Genomic DNA, 24,956 nt, shown 5'->3' with positions numbered 1-24,956 from the left:
CTTCCGGGACGGGATGCGGGGCGGTGGTGGTGAAATCTGGGAGCGCTCCCACCTCTCGGCTCGATGTTTCCAGCGTCCGTGCGCCGTGTCAATCGATCTGACTGGATGGGTTGTGGCGTACGACGAGGGCGGCCAGCCCGGCCGGGTCCGCCATGACGCGCCAGGGCGGACACGTGAGATTGGCCGCGCCACGCGCCGTCGTCCTGATCTCCTAGAGACAACTGCGCCCTTCGCCTGGCAGGCTGCCTCCCATGACCCTGAAGCTGCGTTCCGTGGGAACGAGCGACCGTGGGCTGATCCGCAGCGGAAACCAGGACGCCCTGCACGCCGGGACCTGGCTCGTCGCCGTCGCCGACGGCATGGGCGGAATGGCGGCCGGCGACCTGGCCAGCGCGCTCACCATCGACGCGGTCGCTCCTCTGGACGTGGAGACCCCCGAGGACGCCCTGGTGGCCGCGCTCCAGGGTGGCATCGCGCTGGCCACCACCCGGATCCGGCAGGCGGTCGCCGAAGACCCGGAGCGCCAGGGCATGGGCACCACCCTGACCGCCCTGCTCTTCGCCCGCACCGGCAGCTGCCTCGCCCTCGCGCACGTCGGTGACTCGCGGGCCTATCTCCTCCGCGAGGGAGTGCTCAAGCAGGTCACCCGGGACGACACGTTCGTCCAGATGCTGGTGGACCAGGGCGTGATCACCGCGGACCAGGCCAGCAGCCACCCGCGCCGGGCGGTGGTCACCCAGGCGTTGCAGGGCGACGACGTCTCCCCGTCGTACGCGACGATGGTGCCCCGGGTCGGCGACCGGTGGCTGCTGTGCAGCGACGGGCTGTCCAACGTGGTCCGCTCGGACACCCTCGTCGAGGTGCTCACCGGCTACCCGGACCGGGCCGCCTGCGCCGGCAAGCTGATCGACCTGGCACTGCACGCCGGCGGGCCGGACAACGTCACCGTCGTGGTGGCCGACGTGGTGGAGGAGTAACCGGCCTCAACGCCGGCGCGGTGTGGCGCGCCGGGTGGGCGTCGCGGTCGTCGGATCCTCCGGCCACGGGTGCCGGGGATAGCGGCCGCGCAGCTCGCCGCGCACCTGCGGATAGCCGGTGCGCCAGAACGACGCCAGGTCGGCGGTGACCGCCACCGGCCGGCCGGCGGGGGAGAGCAGGTGCAGCAGCACGGGCACCCGGCCGCCGCCGATGCGCGGGGCCACCGGCCAGCCGAACGTCTCCTGCAGCTTCACCGCCAGCACCGGCGCCGCCGGGTCGCTGTAGTCGAGCCGGATCCGGGAACCACTCGGCACGGCGATCCGTTCCGGGGCCAGTTCGTCCAGCTGGGCGGCCTGTGCCCACGGCAGCAGCCGGCGCAGCGCCGAGGCCACGTCCACCCGGGCAAGGTCGGCGCGGCGCCGGGCGGCGGAGAGCTCCGGGCCCAGCCAGGTCGGCGCGGCGGCGAGCAACGCCTCGTCGCTGACGTCCGGCCACGGTGCGCCGAGGTGGTGCCGGGTGAACGCCAGCCGCTCGCGCAGCGCCCGGGCCGCCGGCGTCCAGGACAGCAGCCCCAGCCCGTCCTGGCGCAGGCCGGTCAGCAGCGCCGCCGCCACCTCCGCCCGGTCCGGACGATCCAGCCGGCGCTCCTGGAGCAGGATCGCCCCCAGCCGGGTCACCTCCCGGGCCACCACGTCCCCCTCGGACCAGCCGACCTCCCGGCGCGTGGACAGCAGCGGGCCGGCCGCCTCCCGGGCCGTCGCCTCGTCCAGCGGCGTGGCCCGGCGGATCCGCGCCGAGGGCGCGCCGGGGGTGCGGTCCGCGACGGCCACCGCCAGCCAGTCCGACCCGGTCAGCCCCGATCCCACCGCCAGCTCCGCGGCGGTCCCACCGGTCATCAGGTACGCCGAACCGCCCGACCGCCGCGCCCGGGCCAACCGCTCCGGGTACGCCAACCCGACCAGCAGCCCGGCGGCCAGGTCGTCAGTGAGCCCACCGGCGTCGGCGCGTCCGTTGGCCCCCGGGCCGACCGTCCGGCCGGGCTTACCGGCGGCGGCGCGGCCCTGCGGCGGGGAGCCGGCGGGCAGGGCACCTCGCAGGCGGCGCACAGACGCCTTGACCAACTCAATCATGAAAACGAGGGTTTCCACAGGCTCTGACCTGCGGAGACCCTCTCGCTGTCGGGACGGCCGGATTCGAACCGACGACCCCTTGTTACCAACCGTAGCCACTCCGACCTTGTCATTAGCTGTCGGGAAATAGGCGCCGAGCTGCACAGACACGTCCAAACAATGATCGCTTCTTGTCACTGTTTGTCAGCCGCAGGCGGCGGTTTTCGAGGGGTAAACGGGGGGGCACGCCGACAGGACGTCGCCAGGGTCCCGCCGCACCCCGCTCCCCCACCATGGGACCTACCGTCACCAAGAGAACGGCGTGCGCCTACCCATCGCGACCCGCCTACCGTAGGCATGGGGGTTCGTATCGGTGGGCCGACGTCGACCACAAATCCATGATCGCCATTCATGGCAAACTACAACTCACGCCCAGATGATTGCATCAGCCTGTCAGACCCGGGCTGGGTCGCCGAACAGTTCGGCGCTCGATCGACCTTCCTCCTCGGCGGCGGCGTGTCGCTCATCGTAGGTCTCGTGGCCCTCACACTGCGGTTCAAGACTCCCCCTCTGAACGCGCCACCGTCAACGCCCCCAACGCTGCACCAGCCGCAGCCAACTCACCATGATGACCCGGAGCGGCCGGCCACCGGTGGTTCGTCGATGCCGGCGGAGCGGACAGCGAGCGAGTGATGGATACGCCCGATCGGTAGGCTCCGCACCACATCGTTGCCTCGTACTTATCGGAAGATCATCGGTGGCGAGCGCGGCGGACGAGGGAGAATTTGGTGAGCAAGCGAAGCTTGCAAGTCGTACTGGCGATCCTGGCCTCGGTCGCGGTGGCTTCGGGTCTGTACGGGATGTTGGCAGGGCCGACCGCGTTACCGGGTAGCGGTCCAGTCGACGCCACCGTGGACAGCGAATACCGGTTCACCAACGCATTCTGGCTCGTTGCGGGGGTGGTGGTGTGGTGGGCGATCCCGACGGTGCAACACGCTACCGCCGTGCTGCGCGTCGCACTCGGCGCGGCGTTTCTCGGCGGTCTGGCCCGGTTGCTTGCCGCCGCCGTCTCCGGCTGGCCGCACCCCATCTTCCTCGGCGCCCTGGGCGTTGAGCTCGTGGTCGTTCCGACTGTGCTGTTATGGCAGGCGAGGGTGTCCAACGCTGCCCGCCGGGGCGCGTCAGCCTAGCTGGCTCTGTTGCGTTGAGCGTTGGCAAGGCCAAGGCAAGCTCGACTGGTGAAGCTGTCGACCCGTCCGCGACCGTGGCTGCCACCGAAGTCGGCGTTCGCCGGTTTCCGTTTCCCGTCCGAGGTTATCGTCGTCGCGGTCCGCTGGTATCTACGGTTCAACCTCTCCTACCGCGATGTTGAAGAGTTGCTGGTTGAACGCGGAGTCGAGGTCGACCACGTCACGGTCTACCGGTGGGTGCAACGGTTCACTCCACTGCTGGCCGACGCCGCCCGATTCTGCCGGCACTCCCCAGGTGACCGGTGGTTCGTCGACGAAACCTACGTCAAGATCAACGGCGTGTGGCGGTACGTGTACCGAGCGGTCGACCAGTACGGGCAGGTCATCGACGTGCTCGTCTCCACCCGACGGGACGCCAACGCGGCACGCCGGTTCTTCCGCCGGGCGCCGTCGACGTTGAAGGTGACACCCAGCGAGGTCGTCACCGACGCCGCGCCGGTCTACCCCAGAGTGCTCGACGAGCTGATCCCGCAGGCGTGGCACCACGTCGAACGGTACGCGAACAATCCAATCGAGGCCGACCACAGCCACCTCAAACACCGGTTGAGACCGATGCGCGGACTACGAACCGACAGGACAACGCAGGTGATCATCGCTGGACACGCCTTCATGCAGAACCTACGACGCGGCCACTACGAACTCGCCGTCGATGCCCCGCCGGCAACGCGAGTGTCGACGGCGTTTGCTGACCTCGCCCAGGCGATCTGACCTCGGCCCCCACCCGGGTACAACGCGTTCATCGATCCGGCAAGCAACAGGACCCCCGTGACAATCCCGCCACGACCTTCGCCTCTAGGAATGATCGACCATCACACGGCAACCCTCGCCGTTGTGTCAGTCAGAAGATATCGATTCGCGCCACCCGGCCGGGCGACGCTGTCCGCGTCGTTACCCTCTCGCCGGTGGAACCGGGGCGGGTGGCCCGGCACCGTCATGGTGGCGAAGGTCCAAGCCAACCTGCCGTCGCCCTCACACCAGTCGACCGATGCAGCTGCCAAGCTCGAGCCGCGGGAGTGTGGATCTAACGGTGTTTCCGGCCTGACCTGCCGGGGCGTTGTGCCTGGTGAGGAGGGTGCCGTGATGACCGCGACACTGAATGACGTGACTGGACGGAAGAAGCGGCCTGAGCTGTCGGCGGAGGCGAAGGCCGCGGCGGAGCTGGTCCGGGCGGCCAAGGAACACGGTCTGTCGCTGACGGGCCCGGATGGGCTGCTGAAGCAGTTGACCAAAACGAGCCGCAGCCGCGCCCGTCCGCCGCCGACGCTTCCGTCTACGGAGGCGTCGCCCGCAAACCCTGACTGAGGTGCCACGGGTCGGCACCGAACCAACATCGCCGCCCACTACGCCACAACGCCCGCAAGAACCGCCGCGTCCTCAAACACCTGGAGCCGCTACCAGCATAAAAGCCCAATCATCGACTTTGCCGTGCCCGTGGGCTCACAGCCAGGGGCCCAGGGTGGGGCTGGCGGCTGTGCGCCCGGTGAGCCATTCGGCGAGCACAGCGGCCTCACCGCTGGACGACCGCTTCTTGACGACGTCGATCGCCAGCATGGCGTTGAGGTCGTCCGGCAGGTCGGCGAACCCGACGCCGGCCCGGAGGTCCACCGCGTGCACCGTTACCTCCCGGGTTCGCATCCAGGGGATCTCTGTCGCGGGTACCGTCCGCCCCTGCGCGGTGACCACCTCGTTGCTCCAGCTCGAATGTGACAGCGAGTCAAGGTCAGCGGCGAGGGCCAGCGCGGAGGTGTGCACGAGTTCCCGCAACTGTGCCGGCGGGAGTAGGGCTCCGCCTTCGATCTCGTCGGCGCGCTGGACCGGGTCGGCGTACATCCGGACTTCCTCCCCCGTGCGGGCCCAGCGAGTCAGCCGGCGCAGCGCCTCGGCGTTGAAGTGCACGTGGGCGACCACATGCGCACGGGTCCAGCCGGGCAGCGCGGTCAGCCCGTTGAACTGGTCGTCACTCAATCCATCCACCGCGGACAGGAACAACCTGGTCCCCTGGTCCATCCAGTCCCGGATGCTCATCGCGCCGCCCGGTTGTCGAGTCGCCCGATCCCGCTGATCTCGGTCACCAGCCGCGAATCGTGGCCGAGGTAGCGCCGCGGCGTGCGGGCGTATCCGACACCGCCGGGCGTACCGGTCGCGATCACGTCGCCGGGCCGCAGGGTCAAGATCGCCGAGGCGTACGCCACCAGCTCGGCCGGCGTGAACACCAGCTCGGCGGTGTCGACCTTCTGCATCAGCTCTCCGTCGACCGACGCGGTCATGGTCAGCGCCGGCCGGACCCCGCCGGGCAACTCGTCGGGGGTGACGAGCACGGGACCGAAGGGTGTGGTCGCCTCGAAGGTCTTGCCCTGAAGCCACTGCGGTGTCCGGTACTGCCAATCGCGCATGGTGACGTCGTTCAGGACGCTGAACCCGGCGATCGCCGCGGCGGCCTGCTCCGCGATGGCACGGCGCACCGTGGAGCCGATGACAACCGCCAGTTCGGCCTCCCAGTCGGCGGCGTCGGACTCGGCCGGCAGCGCGATGTCGTCGGCGGCGCCGATGAGCGCCTCGGAATACTTGGCGAACAGGGTCGGGAACTGCGGCAACTCCCGTCCCATCTCCAGGATGTGGTTGCGGTAGTTCAGCCCGACACACACGATCTTGCCGGGTCGCGGTACGACCGGCGCGAGGTCGGCACCCTCGGCCGGGTACGTCGGTCCGCCGGACGCCGACGCCAGAGCCGCCCAGTCGTTGCGGGACAACAATTCGCCGACGTCGGCGACGCCCAGGTCGACGTACCCGTCGCTGGCGAGCCGGACCGCGCGGGTGCCCCCGTTGATGCGCAGCGTCGCGAGCTTCACTTGACACTTCCTCTCAAGGCGTTCTGGGTTTGCCGGTGAACCGGCGCGTTCTCCCGGGGGCCGAGGTACTGGACCGCGGCCCACAGCGTCGGGGTGGCGTACGGCAGCCCGCCCAGGCCCGGATTCGCCAGCGCGATCGCCCGGCGCTCGCCGCCCCGGCCGACCGGCACGAGTGCACCCGCCCGCTCGGCGAGCGGAAGCAGGTGGTGCCAGCGCCTTCGGCAGCGCCTTCGGCTGTGGCTGCATGGGCATCAGGTCGTCGATCTGGGTCCACAACGGCACCAGCAGTTCGGCCTCGAACCCTCGGTAGAGGGCGTCGAGCTCGGGCGTACGGTCCGGTTGGCGCGGGCCGTCCGGGGCCCCGACGTCGCCAGCGCCCTCGGAACGCGTGGTCAGGGTCATCCGTCTGTCCTTTCTGGCTGGTGCTCCGTCGCCGGATCCGGCCGCTGCTCCATCGCCGGAGCACGCGGCTCAGTCGCTGCCGCGCAGCGCCTCTGGTGAGTAGCCGGCGACCTTTTGGTAGCGCCGCGAGATCGACTCCAGCTCGGTCGCACTGATCACATCCTCGATGCGGTCGAACGGCTGGTCCCCGGTGCGTTGCCAGACCTCGCGGATGATCGCGTCGGGCGGCGTGCTGCGATTGGTCCGGACCACCTGGGCGGTGATCAGCAGCCGCTGCTCCTGGTACGCCCGCAGCGCCGATCGCGGGTGGTCGATGGTCGTCAGTGCCCGGCGCAGTGCCCGCGCGTCGAGGATCGCCTGCCCGGCCCCGTTGGACCCGCGCGGCACCATCGGGTGCGCCGCGTCGCCGAGCAGCGTCACCCGGCCGAAGGTCCACCTGTCCAGCGGATCATGATCGACCATCGGATACTCCAAGACCAACTCGGTGCCGCGCAGCATCGCCGGGACGTCGAGCCAGTCGAAGTGCCAGTCCTCGAAGGCGCCGACGAAGTCCTCGAGCCGACCGTGCCGGCCCCAGTCGCGCTCCACGTGCCGCGGCATCTCCAGCTCCGCGACCCAGTTGATGAGCTGACTCCCCCGCCCGTCTACGTCGTCCCGGATCGGATAGATGACCATCTTCCCGCGATCGAGCCAGCCGGCTCGGATCATGCTCGCCCCGGTCAGGACCGGCGGGCCAACCGTGACTCCCCGCCACATGTTGATCCCTGAGTACCGGGGCGGACCCTCGTCCGGGTGTAGTTGGGCTCGGATTGTCGAGTGGATGCCGTCGCAGGCCACCACCACCTTCCCGGCGACGGTCGGCAGCGCCTCGCCGGTACTGGAACAGCGGAACCGCGCCCGTACGCCGTGGTCGTCCTGGGTGACGCCGGTACAGCGGTGGTCGAGCACGACCGCGTCCGCGCCCAGCCGGTCGTACACCGCGTCGAGCAGCACCCGCTGCAGATCGCCCCGATGGATGGAGAACTGCGGATGGTCGTACCCGGCGTACCGCCCGCTCGGCTCGCGGTGGATGAGTTGACCGAACCGGTTGTAGAACACGGATTCCCGGGTGGTCACCGACACCCGGGTGAGGGCGTCCTCCAGGCCGAGCCGGCACAGCACTCGGGACGCGTGCGGCAGGACGTTGACGCCCACCCCGAGCGGACGGATCTCCGGCACCGCCTCGTAGATCCGGCACGGGATGCCGGCATCGTGCAGTTCCAGGGCGAGCACCAGGCCACCGATGCCCGCGCCGATGATGAGTACCAGGCCACCGCGCCCCCGGGAGATCGGGTCCACGGCTACGGCCCGAAATCCGCGGGGTCGGTCATGACCTCGACCAACGTCGGATGGTCGAGCCCGCGCGCTCTGGCAAGGCACTCCCGCAGATCGCCCAGCGAGTCGACCCGCTGCCCCGGTACGCCGAAAGCCGTGCTGACGTCCGCAATGGCGGGCCCGGCGATGTCGGTTCCCGGATAATCCTGGCGTTGCACCGCGTGCCCGCCGAGCCGGCGCAGCGCGGCTCCGACCGCGGCGTACCGCTGGTTGTTCAGCACGACGTAGGTGACCGGGATCGCGCGTCTGGCCGCGGTCCAGAGCGCGGGCATCCCGAACTGGAAGACGCCGTCGCCCAGGACGGCGGCCACCTGGCGCTGCGGCATCCCCAGCTTGATCCCGAGCGCCGCGCCCATGCCCCAGCCGAGGGACCCGGAGGTGGAGACGAAGTAGTCGTCGCCGGTACGCTGCCCGGCCCGCTGCTGCAACACGCCGCCCGCGGTCGTCGCGTCACCGACCAGGGCGGCTCCCCGCATCGACTCGGTGATCACGTCCACCACGTCCGCCGGCCGGAGCGCGCCGCCGGAAGTCCGCGTCGGAGTCCGCTCGCCCTGACCCGGGTACGCCGGCATCTCGCGCGGCCCGATCGGCACCGGCACCGTGGCCAGCAGCGCCTCGATCAGCAGCCGCTGGTCGCCCACGAGGCCGACGTCGACCCCGTGGATCGCGGCCACGTGCTGCGGATCGGTGTGACTGTGGATCACCCGGGCGCCCGGCGGGATCGGCGGTACGCGCGCCGGCTCGAACTCGTTGAACAACCGGGCGCCCAGGAAGACCAGCAGGTCGGCCTGCCGCACCAGTGGGTGGTTGGGCTCGTACTGCCCGTTGAAGTGCGGATGGTCGGTCGGGAATCCGGGCCGCTCGAACCCCCGCCGGTCCTCGTGCAGGACCGGGATGCCGAGTGCCTCGACGAGTTTGACCAGCTCGTCGACGGCGCCGGCCCGGGCCAGCTCGCTACCGGCGATCAGCACCGGCCGCTGGGCCGACGCGATCAGCCTGGCCGCCGCGGCGACCGCGGCCGGCGACGGCACGGTGCGCGAGTCGAACCGGTACGTCCCGACCTCCGAGACAGCCGCCTCGGTGCTCTGCTCGATCAGATCCTGGCTCAGCCCCACCCACACCGGTCCCGCGGGCTCCGTTACCGCGGTCCGGAAGGCACGGTTGACGTCCTCGGGAATGCCGTCGGCCGTCAGGGACTGCCAGTCCGACTTGACGTACTGGTGGACCAGGTCACGCATCCGTCGGCCGGTGGTGAAGCCGCCACGGGCCTGGATCGAACTCGGCTTCAGCCCGTTGAGCACCACGACCGGCGAGTACGCGAGCTGCGCCGCGTACAGGTGGCTCAGCCCGTTGGTCAGCCCGACGTTGGCGTGCAGATAGGCCACGCTCGGTGCGCGGGTGGCCCGGGACAGCCCGTCGGCCATCGACACCGCGACCGCCTCATGGGTGGTCAGGACCAACTCGACGTCGTCGCGGACCACGAGCGCGTCGAGGACGGCCGCCTCGGTGCTGCCGGGGCAGGTGAACAAGTGGCCGACGCCCCAGTCTCGGACCACGTCGAGCAGCACGTCGGCAACGGGTCGCATCCGCGTACTCCTTCCTTTGTCTCTCGATCTGTTCCGGCCGGCTCTCTCGGCCGGCACCGCCGGCGGCGTTAGCTGGTCACCAGCTCCAGCAGGTGCCGGCGCAACCGGCCGAACGTCTCGCTCGATCGGGTGGTCAGCTGGTTGCGCGGACGCTCCAGCGGGATGTCGGCGATCTCGCGGACCCGGCTCGGCGGGCTGCTCAGCACCACGACCCGGTCCGCGAGGTAGATCGCCTCGTCGATGTCGTGGGTGACCAGCACAACGGTGACGTTGTACTCGTTGCGCACCCGCAGGATCAGGTCCTCCAGGTCGAAGCGCGTCTGTGCGTCGACCGACGCGAACGGCTCGTCCATCAGCACCAGGTCGGGCTCGTGCGCCAGCGCGCGGGCGATCGCGACGCGCTGTTGCATGCCCCCCGAGAGCTGCCACGGATAGCGCTTACCGACGTCACCGAGGCCGACCGCGGCCAGCACCTCGTCGACGCGCGCCTTGCGCCTCTGCTTGTCGTACCCGGCCACCTTGAGCGGTACGGCGACGTTGGCCGGGACCGTGAGCCACGGGAAGAGGGACCGGCTGTAGTCCTGGAACACGACGCTCAGCCGGTCGGGCACCCGGCGCAGCGGCATGCCCTCGAAGCGCACCTCGCCAGAGGTGGCCGGCAGCAGGCCGCTCATGCAGCGCAGCAGGGTGGTCTTGCCCGCGCCGCTCGGTCCGACCACGCAGACGAAGTCGCCCTTGCCGACGTCGAACGAGACGTCCGCGATCGCCTCCCGCTCGTCCGGTCGGCCGGCGTTGTACACCTTGCGCAGGCTGTTGATCGACAGCACCGGCTGACCCTCGGCCGACCCGGTTGCGGCGGTCGTCGCGGCGACCTCTGTGGTTATGGGACGCGCCATGGCGCTCAACCCTTCTCTTCGACGGCTCGCGCGCCGATGTACCAGGCAAGGACCACCCGCTCGACGGCGATGAACAGGAACGTCAGGGCACTTCCGATCAGGGCCAGCACGATGATCCCCGTCCACATGTCGGTGAAGGCGAATCGCTGCTGGGCGTCGAGAATGAAGAAACCGATCCCGGAGGTCGACGCGACCAGTTCGCTGACCACCATCATGATCACCGCGATCTGCAGGCTGTGCCGCAGGCCGGCCATGATCTGGGGCAGGGCGCCCGGCAACACCACCGAGCGGACCGTACGCAGCGAGGACATGTGCAGGACCTTCGCCGTGTCGAGCTTGATCGCGTCGATGCCCTGCATACCGTCGAGCGTGTTTAGCAGGGTGGGCCAGATCGCGGCGAGGATGATAATCGTGATCTTCATTCCGGAACCGATCCCCATCACCGCGATGACCGCGGGCAGCATCGCGACCGAGGGGATGACGTAGATGAAGTACAGCAGTGGGGACACCGCGTGGGCTATCCGAGTGAACCGCCAGAGCAGGGCACCGAACGCGACACCGAGCACGCTGGCGCCGCCATACCCGATCACGAAGTTGACGAGGCTCGCCTTCAGCGTGCTCGCCGTGTCCCCCACGATCCACAACTCGTAGAACCGCTGGACGATGTCCCGCAGGGGCGGGAAGAACGTGGAGGTGCTGTTCGCCGACAGCACCCACCACAGGATGACGACGGCGACGAAGAACCAGGTACGCGAGACCACGTCCCAGACCCGGCCGGGCAGCGGCCGGGCCGGCCTGGTGGTTCGCACGGCAGGTTCGGTCTTCTCGCTGACAGCTGTCATGGTCATGCCGCCCTCGCCGCAGGGTTCCGCTGGCTTTCGTGCCAGTGCAGCAACCGCCGCTCGACCGCGGTGAAGACGCCCGTCACGGCCACGCCGGTAAGACCGGTCATGAGGATGAACGCGTACAGCGCGGGTAGCTGGGTGGGACCGGCGTTCTCCGCGGTCAGCAGGCTGAGCCCCAGCCCGGGGGCCCCGCCGATGAGCTCGGCGATGACCGCGAGGATGAGTCCCACCGCCGCGGCGACCCGTACACCAGTCGCCAGGAAGGGCGCGGCGCTGGGCAGGGTCACCACGGCGATCCGGCGGAAGCCGCGCAACTGCAGGATGTGGGCTGTGTCGCGGACCACCGGGTCAACGGCCCGGATGCCGTAGATCGCCTGAATCGTCAGCGGCCAGTAGACGCCGAACGCGACCAGGAAGACCTTCATGTCCGTCGTCGCGCCGTACACGGAGACCACGAGCGGAAGGATCGCGATCACGGGAACGGTCTTGAGGAACTCGACGACCGGGATAACGCTGCGATAGGCGAACCTGTTCAGCCCGAGCAGCGTACCGGTGAGGATGGCGAGGCCGCCGCCGATCAACAGGCCGAGCCCCCATCCCTGCAGGGTCTGCCCGACCGCAGTCCACAGTTCGGCCGAGCCGAGTTGCCGGACGAGTTCGGTGACCGTGCTGGTCATCGACGGGAACGAGTCCTGAGCGAGCAGGCCGGTGGCGCTGCAGAACTGCCATGCCGCGAGCGCGGCGGCGAACACAGCGACCTTTGCCAGCAGCTTGAACCAGCTGGCGTTCAGTACATTCATCCGAGACCCCCTTCGCGCGAGGTGGTGGTGATGGGAGGGGCCCGCGGGTCCGGCACGCGACGCGACGGTGCGTCGGGGCCGTTCGCGGACGGGTGTGCCTTGTCAAGCGGAATTTCCGAGCTCAGCGTCGATCGGGTCCGGGGAACGCCGACACGTCGACGTAGTCAGCAATGATCTGGGTCTCGGTACACGCCTCAAGCGCGGCCATCCCATGGCCGCGACCGATGCCGCTCGACTTGAAGCCGCCGAACGGCATCGAGACATCGGAAGCGCCCATCCGGTGGACGTTGAGGAAGACGCTTCCGCACTGCAACTGCCGGGCGACGCCGAGCGCGTGGGCCCGGTCCGCGCTCCATACCGAGGCGCTGAGACCGAACTCGGTGTCGTTGGCGAGTCTGACGGCCTGCTCGTCGGTGGTGAAGGGCAGCACCGGGACGACCGGCCCGAACTGCTCGCAGCCCACGATCTCGGCACCGGGCTCGACGTCGGTGACCACCGAGGGCATGAGGAACAGGCCACGGTCCCAACCGGCCGGATCGAGTCGGGTCCCGACGGTACGGACGGTCGCGCCGCTGGCCCGGGTCCGCTCGATCAGTCCCTGGAGCCGCTCGTACTGCGGACGGTTGTTCACCGGCCCCATTGTCGTACCGGGATCGAGTCCGTCGCCGACCACGATGCGGTCTGCCGCGGCGACGTACCGGGCCACGAAGTCGACGTAGTGCGACTCATGCACGTAGATCCGCTTGACGTCGAAGCAGATCTGACCGGTCGCCGTGAAGACACTGCGCACCAGCTCGTCGACGAGCGTGTCGTCGATCCGTGCGGTCTCGAGCACGATGGCGGGGTCGTTGCCGCCGAGTTCGAGGCTGATGTTCTTCAGGTTCCCCGCCGCGTCGCGCATCACCTGCTGTCCGGTCGCGGTGCTGCCGGTGAAGAAGACCTTGCGGATGAGCGGGTGCCGGGCGATCGCCGAGCCGGCCTCCGCGCCGCCGGGAACCGTGTTGACGACCCCGGCCGGAAGGTGCCGGGCGAGCAGGTCCAGCACCCGGCCGAGCGCCAGCGGCGCGTACTCCGACGGCTTGACGATCACGGTGTTGCCGGCGAGCAGCGCCGGCGCGATGCCCAGGAAGGCGAGGTAGACCGGGCTGTTCCAGGGCACGATCACCCCGGTGACACCCATCGGGCGCCGGCCAGTGTAGATCGTGCCCCGGGCGTCCCTGCGGAAGACGTCGTCGTCAGCCAACTGGTCGGCCAAGCCGGCGTAGTACCCGAGGATGTGGGCGGCACCCCCGACGTCGATCTTCGACTCCCACCGCACCTTGCCCTGCTCCCGCGTGAGCAGTTCGGAGAGGTCCAGCGCGTGTTCCGCGATCTCCGCCGCCGCCGCCCGCAGCCGGTCGGCCCGCTCGTACGGCGACGCCGTCGACCAGGCCCCGAACGCGGCCGAGGCCGCGGCGACCGCCCGGTCGACGTGGTCGGCGGTGCCGATGGCCACCGTACCGACGACCTCGTCGGTGCGGGCGGGATTGTGCACCGGCTGGTATTCGGACGGCAACACCTCACCGGCGACGACGACGCTCGCGCGGTGATCACCGAGCAGCCCCACGCCGGCGGCGCGGTCCGAACTGACAGGCTGGCTCATGGTTCTTCCTTCCGCTCCCGGTCGCTGATCAGCCCGCGGGCTGCCAGACGAGGTCGGCCGGGTTGACCTTCGTCTTGATGGCGCCCTGGGCTTCCATCACGTTCTGGATGTCACCGATGGACGCCACATTGATCTCCGGGACGTAGTTGGTCGGCAGGATCTGCTCCTTCGCCGCCTCGGGAGTCAACTTGAGGTATTTCACGAGGGTCTGCTTGACCTCGTCCTCGTGGTCCTTCGTGTAGGTGATGGCCTCGGTCATCGCGTCCTGGAACGCCTTGGCCACGTCGGGGTGCTCGTCCAGGTACTTGGCGGTGGCGCCATAGCAGTAGACGGTGCCCTCGGGCCAGAGGTCGGAACTCGGGTGCGCGAGGGCCTTGGCCCCCGCCTTCAGGGCCGTCTCCAGGTACGGCGTCGTGACCACCGCCGCGTCGACTCGGCCATCGGCCAGTGCCTGGGGCATCTGCGGGAACGGGATCACCACCCATTCGATATTCGTCGCGCCCGCTTCCTCGGCCAGCTTCTTCGCCCCGATCAGGTTGATGCTGGACAGTTGGACCACGGCGATCTTCTTGCCGGAGAGGTCCGCCAGGGAGTTGATGCCGCTGTTCGCGGCGGTGACGAGAGCGCTGGAGTCGCGCTCCTTGCTGACCTGGCCGTCGATGGGCGCGACGCACTTCACCGCGGTACCCGCGGCGTTGGCGTTGATGAGCACCGGCGTGGTGACGAAGCCGAACTGCTGCTGGCCACTGACCATCGCCGCGACGATCGGGGTCGGCGCCGCCGCCGAGGTCGTCTTGACGTTCAGTCCGTGTTTCTTGAAGATGCCACCCTCGATCGCTTGGAAGAGGACCGCATTGGGCGAGAAGGGGACGATCCCGACATTGACGTCGGTGACTCCCGAGTTCCCGCCGCCCGAGGAGTCGCCGCCCGCGTTGTCGCCGCAGCCCGCGGCGAGGAGGGCGACCATCAGGGTGGCTAGAGTGATCTTGATATGTCTACGCAAGGCTGACCTCCATTGGACCAGGCAGCGCGGGGGCGCTGACCTCCGTATCCGCCGTCCGCGCGGCGGTCGTCCAGTTCGACGTACAGTAAGCGCGGCGGGGGGAAACTTCTACCCTGTGGAACTCTTTCCTCAGTGGATTCCTTGTTACGGAATAACTTGGAGCGAGCGTGGTGAATCCAAGCGCCGCCGTTCGCGCTAGCGCACCCGGATCCGCATTTCTCCGAGGCGGCTGATCGAGGTGTCCAGCACATCGCAGGGCACGATCGGCCCGACGCCGGGCGGGGCGCCGGTGAAGATGACGTCGCCGGGGAGCAGCGTCATCATCGAAGAGGCGTAGGAGACGATCGCCGGTACCGGTGTGATCAGGGTCGAGGTGTTCACCTGCTGCCTCGGCTCGCCCGAGCAGGTGAGCCGGATGTCGAAGTCACCCGGGTCTCCTGCCTCGTCACTGGTCGTGACCCACGGACCGAGCGGGCTGAAGGAGTCGTAGCTCTTGCGACGGGACCGGTCGCCGTCACTACGCACGGTGATGTCGAGACCGATCGTGTAGCCGAGCACGTGCTCAAGCGCCACCGACTCGGGGATGTCCTTCCCCCCGGTACCTATCACGACGACGAGTTCCGACTCGTGATGCACCTCGTGTCCCGCCGCGATCACGTCGCGCGGCAGCACGATGTCGTCGGCCGGACCGACGATGGACGACGGCGACTTCAGGAAGACGTCGAAGTTCATCATCCAGGACTCGACGCGTCCCAGCGTCCGTTCCTGCACGCCGTGCATCTCCGCGACGTGCTCCCGATAGTTGGACGCCGAAGCCAGCACCTTCGAGGGGTTGACCACCGGGGCGTGCAGCCGCACCGCGTCGAGTGGCACCACCACCCCGTGCCGGACGGCCGCCTCAAGCTCCGCCCGCACCTGGCCGAAATCCCGGCACAACCGGCGCCACCAGCCCGCCGTCAAGGGGTCCGGATCGTGCGCCCACGGCAGCGCGTCGGTGACGTCGACGATGCCCCCGTCCACGGCGACACCGAGACGCAGCTCATCAAAGATCGCCAGTTTCATCGTCTGTTCCTCCGGCTCCGGGTCGTACCATCGGGCATCGGCGTCATGGCTGTTGTTCGGGCGTGAACACGCGGTCGACGCGCTGGGGATCGGCGAGCACTTGCTCGCGGTAGAGGCCGAGCGCGCGGAGCACCGGCGCGTCACCCAACGTGAAGATGTCGGCACCCTCGTGTGCCAGGTGTTCGACCGCCGCCCAGGACGGCGCGACGAACATGTCGCCCGCGGACCAGTCGAGCCGGACCCCGTCAACCACCGTGCTACCGGACCCCCGGTAGACCACGTAGATCGTGTTGCCGGTATGCCGGATCGGCGCGGTCCGCCGTCCGGCCGCCAGCCGGTGCATACCGCAGCTCAGGGTCGGCAGCACGCTCGCCCCGGTACGCGGGTTCGCGAACTCGAGGCTGACCATCGCCTCGTCACGTAGCTCGCTGAGCCGGGTCAGCTCCGCGTCCGTATCGGTCCACCGATACACCAGCAGCGGCGAGTGCTCGGGGTCCAGTGCGGTCACCGCGCCCTCGGCGTACGGCTGCCCGTGTCCCCGCTCGCGCGCCTCGGACTGGTTGTGCTCGCCGCTGTCGGGCTGCCGGTCGTGCGGGTACGGCTCGAAGAAGATCGCGTCCAGCGCCTCCACCATGGGCAGGTCGAGGCCGTCGAACCAGAGCATCGGCGAGGTGCCGGCACTGGTGTGTTCGTGCCAGTTACGGGCCGGGGTCAGCACGAGGTCGCCGGGGTACATGTCGCACGGATCGCCGTTCACGGTCGTCCAGACGCCGCTGCCTTCGAGCACGAACCGGATCGCACCGGGCGAGTGGCGGTGGGCTGGCGCGGTCTCCCCCGGGCCGAGGCACTGGATCGCGCCCCAGAGCGTTCCGGCGGCATAGGGCAGGCCACCCAGCCCGGGATTGCCGAGGCTCAGCACCCGACGCTCGCCGCCGCGCTCGACGGGGACCAGCCGCAACGCTCGCTCGGCGAGCGGCCTGAGCGTCTCGGCCGACCAGAGCCACGGGACCGCCCGGGGCTGTGGCGTCGGCGTCAGCAGCTGCTTGGTGATCGTCCACAGCGGGTGCAGATGGACCGCGGCCAGGTCGGCGTAGAACGCTTCCAGCTCCTCGTCGACGGTCACGTCGGGGACGGATTTTTCGATTGTCACAGCGTTCTCTCCGTTCAGTGACGCTCGGTGCGGGCCGCGGTCGGCCCGGTGGGGTAGGAGGCCGGCTCGAGCGGGTGGCCGATCCCGAACTCGTGCACGCTCGCCAGGAGTGACGCCCGCCGGCACCACGCCCGAGACCGTTCGACGTCGCCGGCGATCGCCCGCAACTCGGCGTGGTGCGCCTGCCGCTTTCCCTCGTCGCGCTCGTTGAGCCGCTCGGTGTTCCGCTGGGTGTCGGCCTGGACGTACTCGACGGCGACCCGGTGCCGCAGGTGGGCGAACTGGTCCAGCTCGGCGTCGGCGTCGGCGCCGTCGCGCAGGATGCGGGTCAACCGGCGGGTGAGATCCATGGCGTCGTGGATGCCGCTGTTGAGTCCGACGCCGCCCAGCGGGCTGTTGATGTGTGCCGCGTCGCCGATCAGGGCGCAGTTGCCGAGCCGGAACGTGGAGGCGACCCGCTGGTGCACGTTGTAGAGCTGGTAGTCGCCCACCGGGTACCCCGGCGGGTAGGCGGCAATGCCCTGCAGGTGCGTCTGGATCTCCGCGAGGTCGGTGGCCTCCTCCCGTGACTGTCCGGCGGGCACCGGATAGACCGCGCGCCACGACTCGGGCGTATGCAGCAGGAACAGCCACTCCTCGGGATCGGCGATGTAGTTGACGTCCGCGATATCGGGCAACAGCTCACGGATGTCGATCGACGTGCTCACGATCAGGAAGCGCTCGGGATAGGTGAAGCCCTCGAAGTCGATGCCGAGCAGTCCCCGTACCGTGCTGCTCGCGCCGTCGGCGCCGATGACGTACGAGCAGGCCAGCCGCTCCACGCCGGTGGGCGTCTCGACGGTCAGCGTGGTGACGTCGCCTGCGGTGTCGAGGTCGGTGACGCGGCATCCGAACCGCACCTCGGCCAGTGGCTGGTCCCGCAGCCGGTCCGCCAGCATCCGCACCAGATGCTGCTGGTTGAGCTGCAACCGGTGCGGATAGGGCGTCTCTTCACGCAGCAGCCCGAAGTCGAACTCCGCGACCAGCCCGTCCCGGCGGTCGCGGAACTGGTACCGCGGCACCATGAGGCCCTCGGCGTGCATCTGCTCGACGACGCCGAGTTCGCTCAGCAATTCGAGGGTTGGCGGATGGAACGTCGAGGCACGCCAGTCGGTCTTCGCCACCGGCTCAGCCTCGAGAACCACGACCGGGATGCCGGCGCCCGACAGCGCCGCGGCCGCGGTCATGCCAACAGGCCCGCCGCCGACGACGGCCACGGGGGGTCGATTTTCTCCAGGCGAGGAAGTCATTGCGCCACCCTAGGCACAAGCTTCCACATGAAGGAAGATCTTGGTCTACTCTTCCTGCATGCAGAATTCGAGTGCCCCCTCGGACGGAGGCCTGTCATCCGTGGACAACGCGCTGCGGCTGCTGCAGCTCATCGGCGAACGCCGTGTGCTGCGGGTCGCCGAGGCGGCCGAGGAGTTGGGCGTCGCGCGGTCCACCGCCCACCGCCTGCTCACCGCCCTGCGGGCGCGAGGCTTCGTCATGCAGGACAAGCCGAACGGCGCGTACCGCCCCGGCTCCTCGCTGAACGAGATCGGGCTCGCCGCCATCGGGCGGATCGACATCCGTCGGGTCGCCCGACCGGTCCTTGAGGAGCTGCGCGAGCAAACTCAGGAGACGGTCTCGCTGCTGCTGCTCGAAGGCCAGAACGTACGGTTCATGGACTGCGTCGAGAGTCCCCGGTCGGTCCGGGTCGGCAGCCGGACCGGGCTCATGCTGCCGGCCCACTGCACGGCCGGCGGCAAGGCGATCCTCGCCGCGCTGCCCAGCACCGAGCTCGACCGCCGCTACCCGAACCGCGAGTTGGAGAGCCGGACGGCGTCCTCCATCCAGACCTGGGATCAGCTGGAAACGGAGCTGGCCGCGATCCGCGATCTCGGGTACGCGGTGAACGTCGAGGAGGGAGAGAAGGGGATCAGCGCGGTCGGCACCGCGATCCGGGATCTCATCGGGGCTCCGCTCGCCGCGATCGCGGTCGCCGTGCCGACGAGCCGGATGCCGACCGCCGACGAGGGCAGACAGTTCGCTCTGGCGCTCGCCCAGGCGCAGACAGCGGTCACCGAGCTTCTCCGTGCCGACCTGTGAGGGGCCTCAAGGCCGCAGTGACACGCCCCGCGGGCACGACCACCCCCACCACGCCGGGCGGTCCCGACCTGCTCTCCGACCGCCACATCGCCGCGCTGCCACCGGCTCTGATCGCCATCGGGCTGGTCACCGCAGTCATCAGCAGTCTCGGCGCGCAGCTGATCCCGACCGTCGCGCGGCACTACCAGGTCTCGGTCAGCTCGGCCCAGTGGTCGCTGACCGTGGCGCTGATGGCCGGGGCGGTCGCGACCCCGACCATGGGCCGCCTCGGCGACGGGCCCCGACGGCGCCAGGTGATCCTCGGCTGCCTCGGCCTCACCCTGGCCGGCAGCCTGCTCGCCGCGGTCTCGGCGAACTTCGCCCAACTCCTCGCGGGCCGCGCGCTGCAGGGCGTCGGCCTGGGCATGGTGCCGCTGGTGATCACCGTCGCGCGGGAGAACCTTCCGATGGATCGAGCACGCTCCACCATCGCCGCGCTGTCGGTCACCACCGTCTCCGGAGTCGGGCTCGGATATCCGATCACCGGCCTTATCACCGACCGGATGGGCCTGCGGGCGGCCTTCTGGTTCGGTGTCGGCATCAGCGCGGCCGTGCTCGTACTCGCCTGGCTCGTCATCCCGGCGCGCTCGGCGGCGCGGCACCGGCCGTTCGACCTGTTCGGGGTCGTGGCGCTGAGCGCCTCCCTGGTGGCGCTCCTGGTGGGGTTGAGCCAGGGCGAGCACTGGGGCTGGTCGTCCGGTCCGGTCATCGGCCTGCTGGTGTCATCCGCCGCCCTCCTCGCGCTCTGGGTGGCGCATGAGATCCGCTGTGCACACCCGCTCGTCGAACTGCGCCTGCTGCGAGACCGGTCGGTGCTGACCGCGGACGTCGCCACGCTCCTCGCCGGGGTGGGCATCTATCTGCTCATGGCGCTGGTCATCCGGTTCGTGCAGACACCACCCACCGCCGGATACGGCTTCGGCGTGCCGGTCGTGGTGGCCGGGCTGGTCCTGGTGCCCTTCTCCGTCGGGAGCGTCGTCGCCAACCGGGTCGCACCAGCCCTGCGTCGACGGGTGGGCGCTGAACCGACGATCACCCTCGGCGCGTTCGTCTTCGTCGCGGCGACCGGGCTACTCGCGCTCTGGCGCGAACAGCTGTGGCAGCCGTTCCTCGCCATGGGCCTAGCCGGCCTCGGTGTCGGGCTTACCTTCTCCGCGAGCCTAGGAGTCCTGCTCAACGCGGTTCCGGCCGAGGAGACCGGCAGCGCGACGAGCTTCAACCAGGTGCTGCGCAGCATCGGCTACTCGATCGGCAGCACGCTGAGCGCGCTGGTGCTCGACGTCTACACCGAGCCGGGCCGGGACCTGCCGAGCAACGCCGGATACGGAGCCGCCTTCGGCGTCGGGATCGGCGTGTGGCTTGGGGCGGCGGTGCTCAGCCTGCTCCTGCCTGCGCGCCGGCCGTTCGGGCGCAGATCGAACATCATGCGCTCCTGCGCCGGCGCCCGTACCAGGGCGTGCGCGTCGCGGCCCCACGCCTGTTCCAGCGAGGGCAGATAGGTCGCGTCCACGAAGGCCGCCGCATCGGGGGTGAGCCGGGCGGGGAATCCCGAAGCGACGAGTCCCGACGCACGGGCGCCGGAGCGGTTGCCGATCAACCCGTCGGTCTTCTGGTTGCCGAGGATCTGGTGTTCCGGTTGCGCCGACAGGTCCACCTTGCCGCCGTTGTTGGTGGCCTTGGCAACTCGGGCGGAGATCCGTTGCAGACCGAAGAAGCCGCGGTGACTGTGTACGACGTGCCGCACGTACCCGGCCATCTGCTCGCAGACCAGGAAGGCATTCCCGGCGCCTTCGGGCTCGACGTGGCCCGCCGCCACGGCGCGCTCGGCCAGGCAAGCCCGCGGCGCTCAACACCGGCATCCGGCACGCCCGCGCCGACCTACTGGTCCTGGTCGACGGGGACACAGTCTTCCAGCCGGACACCGTCTATCGGCTCGTGCAGGGATTCGCCGATCCGACGGTCGGGGCGATCTCCGGCAACACGAAAGCCGCCAACCGGCGGCGCATGCTCGGCCGGTGGCAGCACCTCTAGTACGTCATCGGCTTCAACCTCGACCGCCGGACGTACGACGTCCTGGGCTGCATGCCCACTGTCCCCGGACCGATCGGCGCGTTCCGCCGCGAGGTCCTCGCCCAGGTCGGCGGGCTGCCCGCGGACACCCTCGCCGAGGACACCGACCTCACGATGGCGGTGCTCCGCGCCGGTTGGACGATGGTGTACGAGGAACGTGCGATCGCCTGGACCGAGGCGCCCTCGTCGCTGCGGCAAGCTGTGGCGGCAGCACTACCGCTGGTGCTACGGCACGATGCAGGCAAGGTGGAAGCGCCGCCACGCGCTCGTGGAGGCCGGCCCCGCCGGCAAGCTGGGCCGGCGCGGCCTGCCGTACCAGGCGATCTTCCAGATCGTGTTGCCGCTCGCCGCGCCGACGGTCGACGTCATCGCCGTCAACGTGTGGGGCTCGAATACTCGGTTCGGCTGTCTGAAGTGAGGTTCTGTGCGAGCTCGAGCCCTGCGCAGCCGTCATGCTCGTGGCCATGAGCGCGTCGTTGCTGTACCTGCTGCTTCGCCAGGTCCTGCAGATGTTGTCCCAGATCGCCCGCGACGGTGGGGCCAAGGATGTGGAGATCCTGGTGCTCCGCCATCAGGTGGCCGTGCTGCGTCGCCAGGTGCACCGGCCCGATCTCGAGCCGGCCGACCGGGCGGTGCTGGCGGTGCTGTCGCGGCTGCTGCCCCGCCCCCGCTGGTCGGCGGTCATCGTCACCCCGGCCACGCTGTTGCGGTGGCACCGTGAACTGGTCGCCCGACGATGGACGTACCCGCATGCCCGGCCGGGCCGGCCACCGGTCAACGCACAGGTCCGCGACCTGGTGCTGCGACTCGCGGCGGAGAACCCGTCGTGGGGGCACCGCCGCATCCAGGGTGAGCTGGTCGGCTTGGGCCACGGGGTTGCGGCCAGCACGGCGTGGAAGATCCTCAACCAGGCCGGGGTCGACCCGGCACCACGGCGGTCCGGACCGACCTGGCGGCAGCTCCTGACCGCCCAGCCCCGCACAATCCTGGCCTGTGATTTCTTCACCGTCGACACGGTGTTGCTCAAGCGGATCTACGTGCTGTTCTTCGTCGAGATCGCCACCCGCCAAGTCCACGTGGTTGGGGTGACCGCGCATCCAACGGGCGCCTGCGTGGCCCAGCAGGCACGGAATCTGCTGATGGACCTCGACCAACACGCGGCGGGGCTGCGGTTCCTGCTCCGCGATCGCGACACGAAGTTCACGAACACCGTCGACGCCGTGTTCACCGCCGAAGCCATCGACGTGATCAAGACCCCGCCGCAGGCACCCCGGGCAAACGCGTTCGCCGAACGATGGGTGGGCACCGTACGACGGGAACGCTGCCCCTGCCGAAAACTCCATCCGCCCTGGTCGGAGCCGGTGCTTGGGGTGGACGGGATGTCGATCCCGATTGCGCGCTGGGGCTCTCGCGCACCGATGATCGGCACGGCATGATGGTCCGCCGTGCTGCTGCGACTGGCTTACCTGGGCGTGACAAACGCGTTCGCCATGCTGCGCCTGCTGCCGATGAGCGACTGGGACAAGGACGTGGAGATCCTGGCGTTGCGTCATCAGATCACCCTGCTGGAGCGGCAACTGGGCAAGCAGAGACCGCGGTTGCACCCGAGCGATCGGGCGTTCCTGGCGGCGCTGCTGCACCGGCTCCCGGCAGACGTGCTGCGTCGGATGCCGCTGCTGGTGCGCCCCGACACTGTCCTGCGCTGGCACCGCGACCTGCTCGCACACCGCCACGCGGCTCGGTCCCGGCCCAAGCGCCCGGGCCGGCCGCGGACCGTGCACTCGATTCGCGCCCTGGTGCTGCGCCTGGCGCGGGAGAATCCCAGCTGGGGATATCGCCGACTTCACGGCGAACTGCTCGTGCTTGGAATCAAGGTGGCCGCGTCCACCGTGTGGGAGATCCTGCAAGAGGCCGGGATAGACCCGGCGCCCGAGCGCGCCTGCAGCACGTGGGTCGACTTCCTGCGCTCGCAGGCCGACGCCCTGCTGGCGTGCGACTTCTTCGAGACGGTCACCCTGACCGGAGCGCGGCTGTACGTGCTCGCGGTGATCGAGCACGCCAACCGACGGGTCCGGGTCCTGGGCGTGACCACGCACCCGACCGCCACGTGGGTGGCACAAGCGGCAAAGAACCTGGTCATGGACCTCGAGGACGCCGGCTGCCGGACGCGGTTCCTGATCCGGGACCGTGACGGGAAGGGCGCTGTTGCGTTGCCGGATCCCAGGGGCCGAGGCAGGCTGGACGGGTGACGCTGTCCAGCCTTCGTCGCCCTTGGTCGCCACCGAAGTCGGCGTTCACCGGGTTCCGCTTCCCGTCCGAGGTGATCGTCGTCGCGGTCCGGTGGTACCTGCGGTACTGCCTCTCGTACAGAGACGTGGAGGAGCTGCTCGTCGAACGCGGTGTTGACGTCGACCACGTCACCGTGTTCCGGTGGGTGCAACGGTTCACGCCGCTGCTGGCCGACGTGGCCCGGTTCGCCCGCCACTCGCCTGGTGACCGGTGGTTCGTCGACGAGACCTACGTCAAGGTCAACGGCGTGTGGCGGTACGTCTACCGCGCGATCGACCAGCACGGGCAGGTCATCGACGCGCTCGTCTCGGCCCGCCGCGATGCCGCCGCGGCCCGGCGGTTCTTCCAGCGTGCGCTGCGGATGCTGAATGTGACGCCCAGCGAGGTCGTCACCGACGCCGCCCCGGTCTACCCCGCGGTGCTCGACGACCTGATCCCCTCGGCCTGGCACCACGTCGAGCGGTACGCGAACAATCCGATCGAGGCGGATCACAGCCAGCTCAAACACCGGCTACGACCCATGCGTGGACTCCGGACCGACCAGACCGCACAAGTGATCATCGCCGGACACGCCTTCATGCAGAACTTGCGACGCGGTCACTACGAACTTTCCGTCGATGTCCCGCCAGCGAAGAGGGTCGCTGCCGCGTTCACCGAGCTGGCCCACGGGATCTGACCGCGGACCCGAAACGGGCTCGCCATCTCCCTTGACCCGCAACGCAACAGCGCCACCTGGCGATCGAACTGGCCCCCCACAAGATCCGGGTCAACGCGGTCGCGCCCGCGGTCGTGGCCACGCCGCTGTATGAGGGCTTCATTCCGAAGGACCAGATCGATCAGGTCCTGCACGGCTTCGACGCGTTCCACCCGATCGGCCGGATCGGCACGGCGCGCGACATCGCCTCCACCATCACCTTCCTCCTCTCGCCCGAGACGGACTGGGTGACCGGCGCGATCTGGAACGTGGACGGCGGCGTTATGGCGGGCCGCAACTGACAAGTCGCCGCTGAACGGACGGGTACTCCGGGGGCCACGACGGGCGTCGTGGAGTCCTCGGACTACCCGGGCCGGCTTGCGGTGGCTAGGGGTCATTCGGCCGGATCCTCGAATCGGGCGGGCCGGACACGCTGCTGTCGAGCGGGCCGGGTTTGAGTCAGGGACCTGAACCGCCCCTTTCGTGGATTGACGCGGGACTGTCCGCGATCCCCTGGTACCGGATCCCCCGCGGGTCACGCGGGTCGGGAAACCGCGCCAGGGCCTCCAACAGGCCATATGCCTCCCGGACGGCGGGCGTCGCGCCGGATGGGGCAGGGGCATGCTGACGGATCACGTCGATCAGCGATGATGACATGCGCGGGTGCGGTCCTTCTCGGTGTCATGTTGTCTCAGAGGGCGTTCGATTTGTTCTTGATTTACTAATATGTGCCTCGCCAGGTGGGTGTTGATTCGTCCGTTATGCGGCGGCTGACGATGTCGATCATC

At 69.5% G+C, this 24,956-nt stretch carries 22 protein-coding genes and 3 pseudogenes; 11 read left to right on the top strand and 14 right to left on the bottom strand.

What is annotated here, in order from left to right; translation table 11 throughout:
* Positions 1–251 precede the first annotated feature (251 nt).
* On the top strand, positions 252–977 hold the full coding sequence (locus ACWD6N_RS20610) for a PP2C family protein-serine/threonine phosphatase (RefSeq protein ID WP_354964086.1): 726 nt from the start codon (positions 252–254) through the stop codon (positions 975–977).
* Positions 978–983: 6 nt separating this feature from the next.
* On the opposite strand, the pseudogene ACWD6N_RS20605 reads toward ACWD6N_RS20610, so the two are convergent.
* Positions 984–2,093 (bottom strand): annotated as a pseudogene (locus tag ACWD6N_RS20605) (ATP-dependent helicase C-terminal domain-containing protein); the annotation flags it as partial.
* Positions 2,094–2,875: 782 nt separating this feature from the next.
* On the opposite strand from ACWD6N_RS20605, the gene ACWD6N_RS20600 reads away from it, so the two are divergent.
* The 3 genes and pseudogenes from ACWD6N_RS20600 to ACWD6N_RS20590 form a co-directional block, all read left to right on the top strand.
* A complete protein-coding gene (locus ACWD6N_RS20600) occupies positions 2,876–3,277 on the top strand; it encodes a DUF4345 domain-containing protein (RefSeq protein WP_354967743.1) in 402 nt (133 codons plus the stop codon).
* Between the two features lie 78 nt (positions 3,278–3,355).
* Positions 3,356–4,045 carry an IS6 family transposase gene (locus ACWD6N_RS20595; protein ID WP_354967808.1) on the top strand — a complete coding sequence of 230 codons (690 nt, stop codon included), beginning with the start codon at positions 3,356–3,358 and terminating at the stop codon, positions 4,043–4,045.
* Between the two features lie 372 nt (positions 4,046–4,417).
* Positions 4,418–4,570: pseudogene (locus ACWD6N_RS20590) on the top strand (IS256 family transposase); the annotation flags it as partial.
* A gap of 204 nt (positions 4,571–4,774) precedes the next feature.
* Here ACWD6N_RS20590 and ACWD6N_RS20585 read toward each other — a convergent pair.
* The 13 genes from ACWD6N_RS20585 to ACWD6N_RS20525 form a co-directional block, all read right to left on the bottom strand.
* Entirely contained in the window at positions 4,775–5,362 is a 588-nt protein-coding gene (locus ACWD6N_RS20585) for a maleylpyruvate isomerase family mycothiol-dependent enzyme (protein WP_354967744.1), read from the bottom strand.
* On the bottom strand, positions 5,359–6,186 hold the full coding sequence (locus ACWD6N_RS20580; RefSeq protein WP_354967745.1) for a fumarylacetoacetate hydrolase family protein: 828 nt from the start codon (positions 6,184–6,186) through the stop codon (positions 5,359–5,361). The genes ACWD6N_RS20585 and ACWD6N_RS20580 overlap by 4 nt, the downstream gene beginning before the upstream one ends.
* The gene (locus ACWD6N_RS20575) at positions 6,183–6,356 is read right to left on the bottom strand and encodes a hypothetical protein (protein ID WP_354967746.1); all 174 of its coding nucleotides are present in this window, start codon (positions 6,354–6,356) and stop codon (positions 6,183–6,185) included. Before ACWD6N_RS20575 ends, ACWD6N_RS20580 begins: the two co-directional genes overlap by 4 nt.
* Before the next feature lie 301 nt (positions 6,357–6,657).
* Positions 6,658–7,926 (bottom strand): flavin-dependent oxidoreductase, encoded by a 1,269-nt coding sequence (locus ACWD6N_RS20570; protein WP_354967747.1) that lies wholly within the window; start codon positions 7,924–7,926, stop codon positions 6,658–6,660.
* A gap of 2 nt (positions 7,927–7,928) precedes the next feature.
* Positions 7,929–9,548: a thiamine pyrophosphate-binding protein gene (locus ACWD6N_RS20565; RefSeq protein ID WP_354967748.1), complete on the bottom strand. Its 1,620-nt coding sequence runs from the start codon at positions 9,546–9,548 to the stop codon at positions 7,929–7,931.
* Positions 9,549–9,616: 68 nt separating this feature from the next.
* Positions 9,617–10,444, bottom strand: coding sequence for an ABC transporter ATP-binding protein (locus ACWD6N_RS20560; protein ID WP_354967749.1), 828 nt, complete (start codon positions 10,442–10,444; stop codon positions 9,617–9,619).
* A 5-nt stretch (positions 10,445–10,449) separates the two neighbouring features.
* Positions 10,450–11,292 (bottom strand): ABC transporter permease, encoded by an 843-nt coding sequence (locus ACWD6N_RS20555; RefSeq protein WP_354967750.1) that lies wholly within the window; start codon positions 11,290–11,292, stop codon positions 10,450–10,452.
* The gene (locus ACWD6N_RS20550; protein ID WP_354967751.1) at positions 11,289–12,089 is read right to left on the bottom strand and encodes an ABC transporter permease; all 801 of its coding nucleotides are present in this window, start codon (positions 12,087–12,089) and stop codon (positions 11,289–11,291) included. The genes ACWD6N_RS20555 and ACWD6N_RS20550 overlap by 4 nt, the downstream gene beginning before the upstream one ends.
* A gap of 121 nt (positions 12,090–12,210) precedes the next feature.
* Positions 12,211–13,731: an aldehyde dehydrogenase family protein gene (locus ACWD6N_RS20545; RefSeq protein ID WP_354967752.1), complete on the bottom strand. Its 1,521-nt coding sequence runs from the start codon at positions 13,729–13,731 to the stop codon at positions 12,211–12,213.
* A gap of 28 nt (positions 13,732–13,759) precedes the next feature.
* The gene (locus ACWD6N_RS20540; RefSeq protein WP_354967753.1) at positions 13,760–14,734 is read right to left on the bottom strand and encodes an ABC transporter substrate-binding protein; all 975 of its coding nucleotides are present in this window, start codon (positions 14,732–14,734) and stop codon (positions 13,760–13,762) included.
* A 195-nt stretch (positions 14,735–14,929) separates the two neighbouring features.
* Positions 14,930–15,796, bottom strand: coding sequence for a fumarylacetoacetate hydrolase family protein (locus tag ACWD6N_RS20535; RefSeq protein WP_354967754.1), 867 nt, complete (start codon positions 15,794–15,796; stop codon positions 14,930–14,932).
* A gap of 43 nt (positions 15,797–15,839) precedes the next feature.
* The gene (locus ACWD6N_RS20530) at positions 15,840–16,946 is read right to left on the bottom strand and encodes a cupin domain-containing protein (protein WP_450005066.1); all 1,107 of its coding nucleotides are present in this window, start codon (positions 16,944–16,946) and stop codon (positions 15,840–15,842) included.
* A 14-nt stretch (positions 16,947–16,960) separates the two neighbouring features.
* The gene (locus ACWD6N_RS20525) at positions 16,961–18,235 is read right to left on the bottom strand and encodes an FAD-dependent oxidoreductase (protein WP_354967756.1); all 1,275 of its coding nucleotides are present in this window, start codon (positions 18,233–18,235) and stop codon (positions 16,961–16,963) included.
* 58 nt (positions 18,236–18,293) lie between these two features.
* Between ACWD6N_RS20525 and ACWD6N_RS20520 the strand changes: the two genes are divergently transcribed.
* From ACWD6N_RS20520 to ACWD6N_RS20490, 7 genes and pseudogenes are all read left to right on the top strand, one after another.
* Positions 18,294–19,076: an IclR family transcriptional regulator gene (locus tag ACWD6N_RS20520; protein ID WP_354967757.1), complete on the top strand. Its 783-nt coding sequence runs from the start codon at positions 18,294–18,296 to the stop codon at positions 19,074–19,076.
* A gap of 17 nt (positions 19,077–19,093) precedes the next feature.
* Positions 19,094–20,614 (top strand): MFS transporter, encoded by a 1,521-nt coding sequence (locus ACWD6N_RS20515; protein ID WP_354967758.1) that lies wholly within the window; start codon positions 19,094–19,096, stop codon positions 20,612–20,614.
* A 316-nt stretch (positions 20,615–20,930) separates the two neighbouring features.
* Positions 20,931–21,561, top strand: a pseudogene (locus ACWD6N_RS20510) (glycosyltransferase); the annotation flags it as partial.
* Between the two features lie 88 nt (positions 21,562–21,649).
* The gene (locus ACWD6N_RS20505) at positions 21,650–22,621 is read left to right on the top strand and encodes a helix-turn-helix domain-containing protein (protein ID WP_354967759.1); all 972 of its coding nucleotides are present in this window, start codon (positions 21,650–21,652) and stop codon (positions 22,619–22,621) included.
* A gap of 9 nt (positions 22,622–22,630) precedes the next feature.
* Positions 22,631–23,434, top strand: coding sequence for a helix-turn-helix domain-containing protein (locus ACWD6N_RS20500; protein ID WP_387330109.1), 804 nt, complete (start codon positions 22,631–22,633; stop codon positions 23,432–23,434).
* Between the two features lie 2 nt (positions 23,435–23,436).
* A complete protein-coding gene (locus ACWD6N_RS20495) occupies positions 23,437–24,150 on the top strand; it encodes an IS6 family transposase (protein ID WP_354967809.1) in 714 nt (237 codons plus the stop codon).
* Positions 24,151–24,206: 56 nt separating this feature from the next.
* Positions 24,207–24,470: an SDR family oxidoreductase gene (locus ACWD6N_RS20490; protein WP_450005071.1), complete on the top strand. Its 264-nt coding sequence runs from the start codon at positions 24,207–24,209 to the stop codon at positions 24,468–24,470.
* Positions 24,471–24,956: the final 486 nt, after the last annotated feature.

It is taken from the genome of Micromonospora sp. NPDC005163 (assembly GCF_053599835.1).
Note: the sequence above shows the minus strand (reverse complement) of the source record. Positions and strands in the feature narration are given on the sequence as shown.

Excerpts from the sequence above, each read along its gene's own strand:
- ACWD6N_RS20610 (WP_354964086.1), top strand. The coding sequence starts at position 252 with ATGACCCTGAAGCTGCGTTCCGTGGGAACGAGCGACCGTGGGCTGATC.
- ACWD6N_RS20585 (WP_354967744.1), bottom strand. The coding sequence starts at position 5,362 with ATGAGCATCCGGGACTGGATGGACCAGGGGACCAGGTTGTTCCTGTCC.
- ACWD6N_RS20565 (WP_354967748.1), bottom strand. The coding sequence starts at position 9,548 with ATGCGACCCGTTGCCGACGTGCTGCTCGACGTGGTCCGAGACTGGGGC.
- ACWD6N_RS20560 (WP_354967749.1), bottom strand. The coding sequence starts at position 10,444 with ATGGCGCGTCCCATAACCACAGAGGTCGCCGCGACGACCGCCGCAACC.
- ACWD6N_RS20555 (WP_354967750.1), bottom strand. The coding sequence starts at position 11,292 with ATGACCATGACAGCTGTCAGCGAGAAGACCGAACCTGCCGTGCGAACC.
- ACWD6N_RS20550 (WP_354967751.1), bottom strand. The coding sequence starts at position 12,089 with ATGAATGTACTGAACGCCAGCTGGTTCAAGCTGCTGGCAAAGGTCGCT.
- ACWD6N_RS20545 (WP_354967752.1), bottom strand. The coding sequence starts at position 13,731 with ATGAGCCAGCCTGTCAGTTCGGACCGCGCCGCCGGCGTGGGGCTGCTC.
- ACWD6N_RS20535 (WP_354967754.1), bottom strand. The coding sequence starts at position 15,796 with ATGAAACTGGCGATCTTTGATGAGCTGCGTCTCGGTGTCGCCGTGGAC.
- ACWD6N_RS20525 (WP_354967756.1), bottom strand. The coding sequence starts at position 18,235 with ATGACTTCCTCGCCTGGAGAAAATCGACCCCCCGTGGCCGTCGTCGGC.
- ACWD6N_RS20520 (WP_354967757.1), top strand. The coding sequence starts at position 18,294 with ATGCAGAATTCGAGTGCCCCCTCGGACGGAGGCCTGTCATCCGTGGAC.
- ACWD6N_RS20505 (WP_354967759.1), top strand. The coding sequence starts at position 21,650 with ATGAGCGCGTCGTTGCTGTACCTGCTGCTTCGCCAGGTCCTGCAGATG.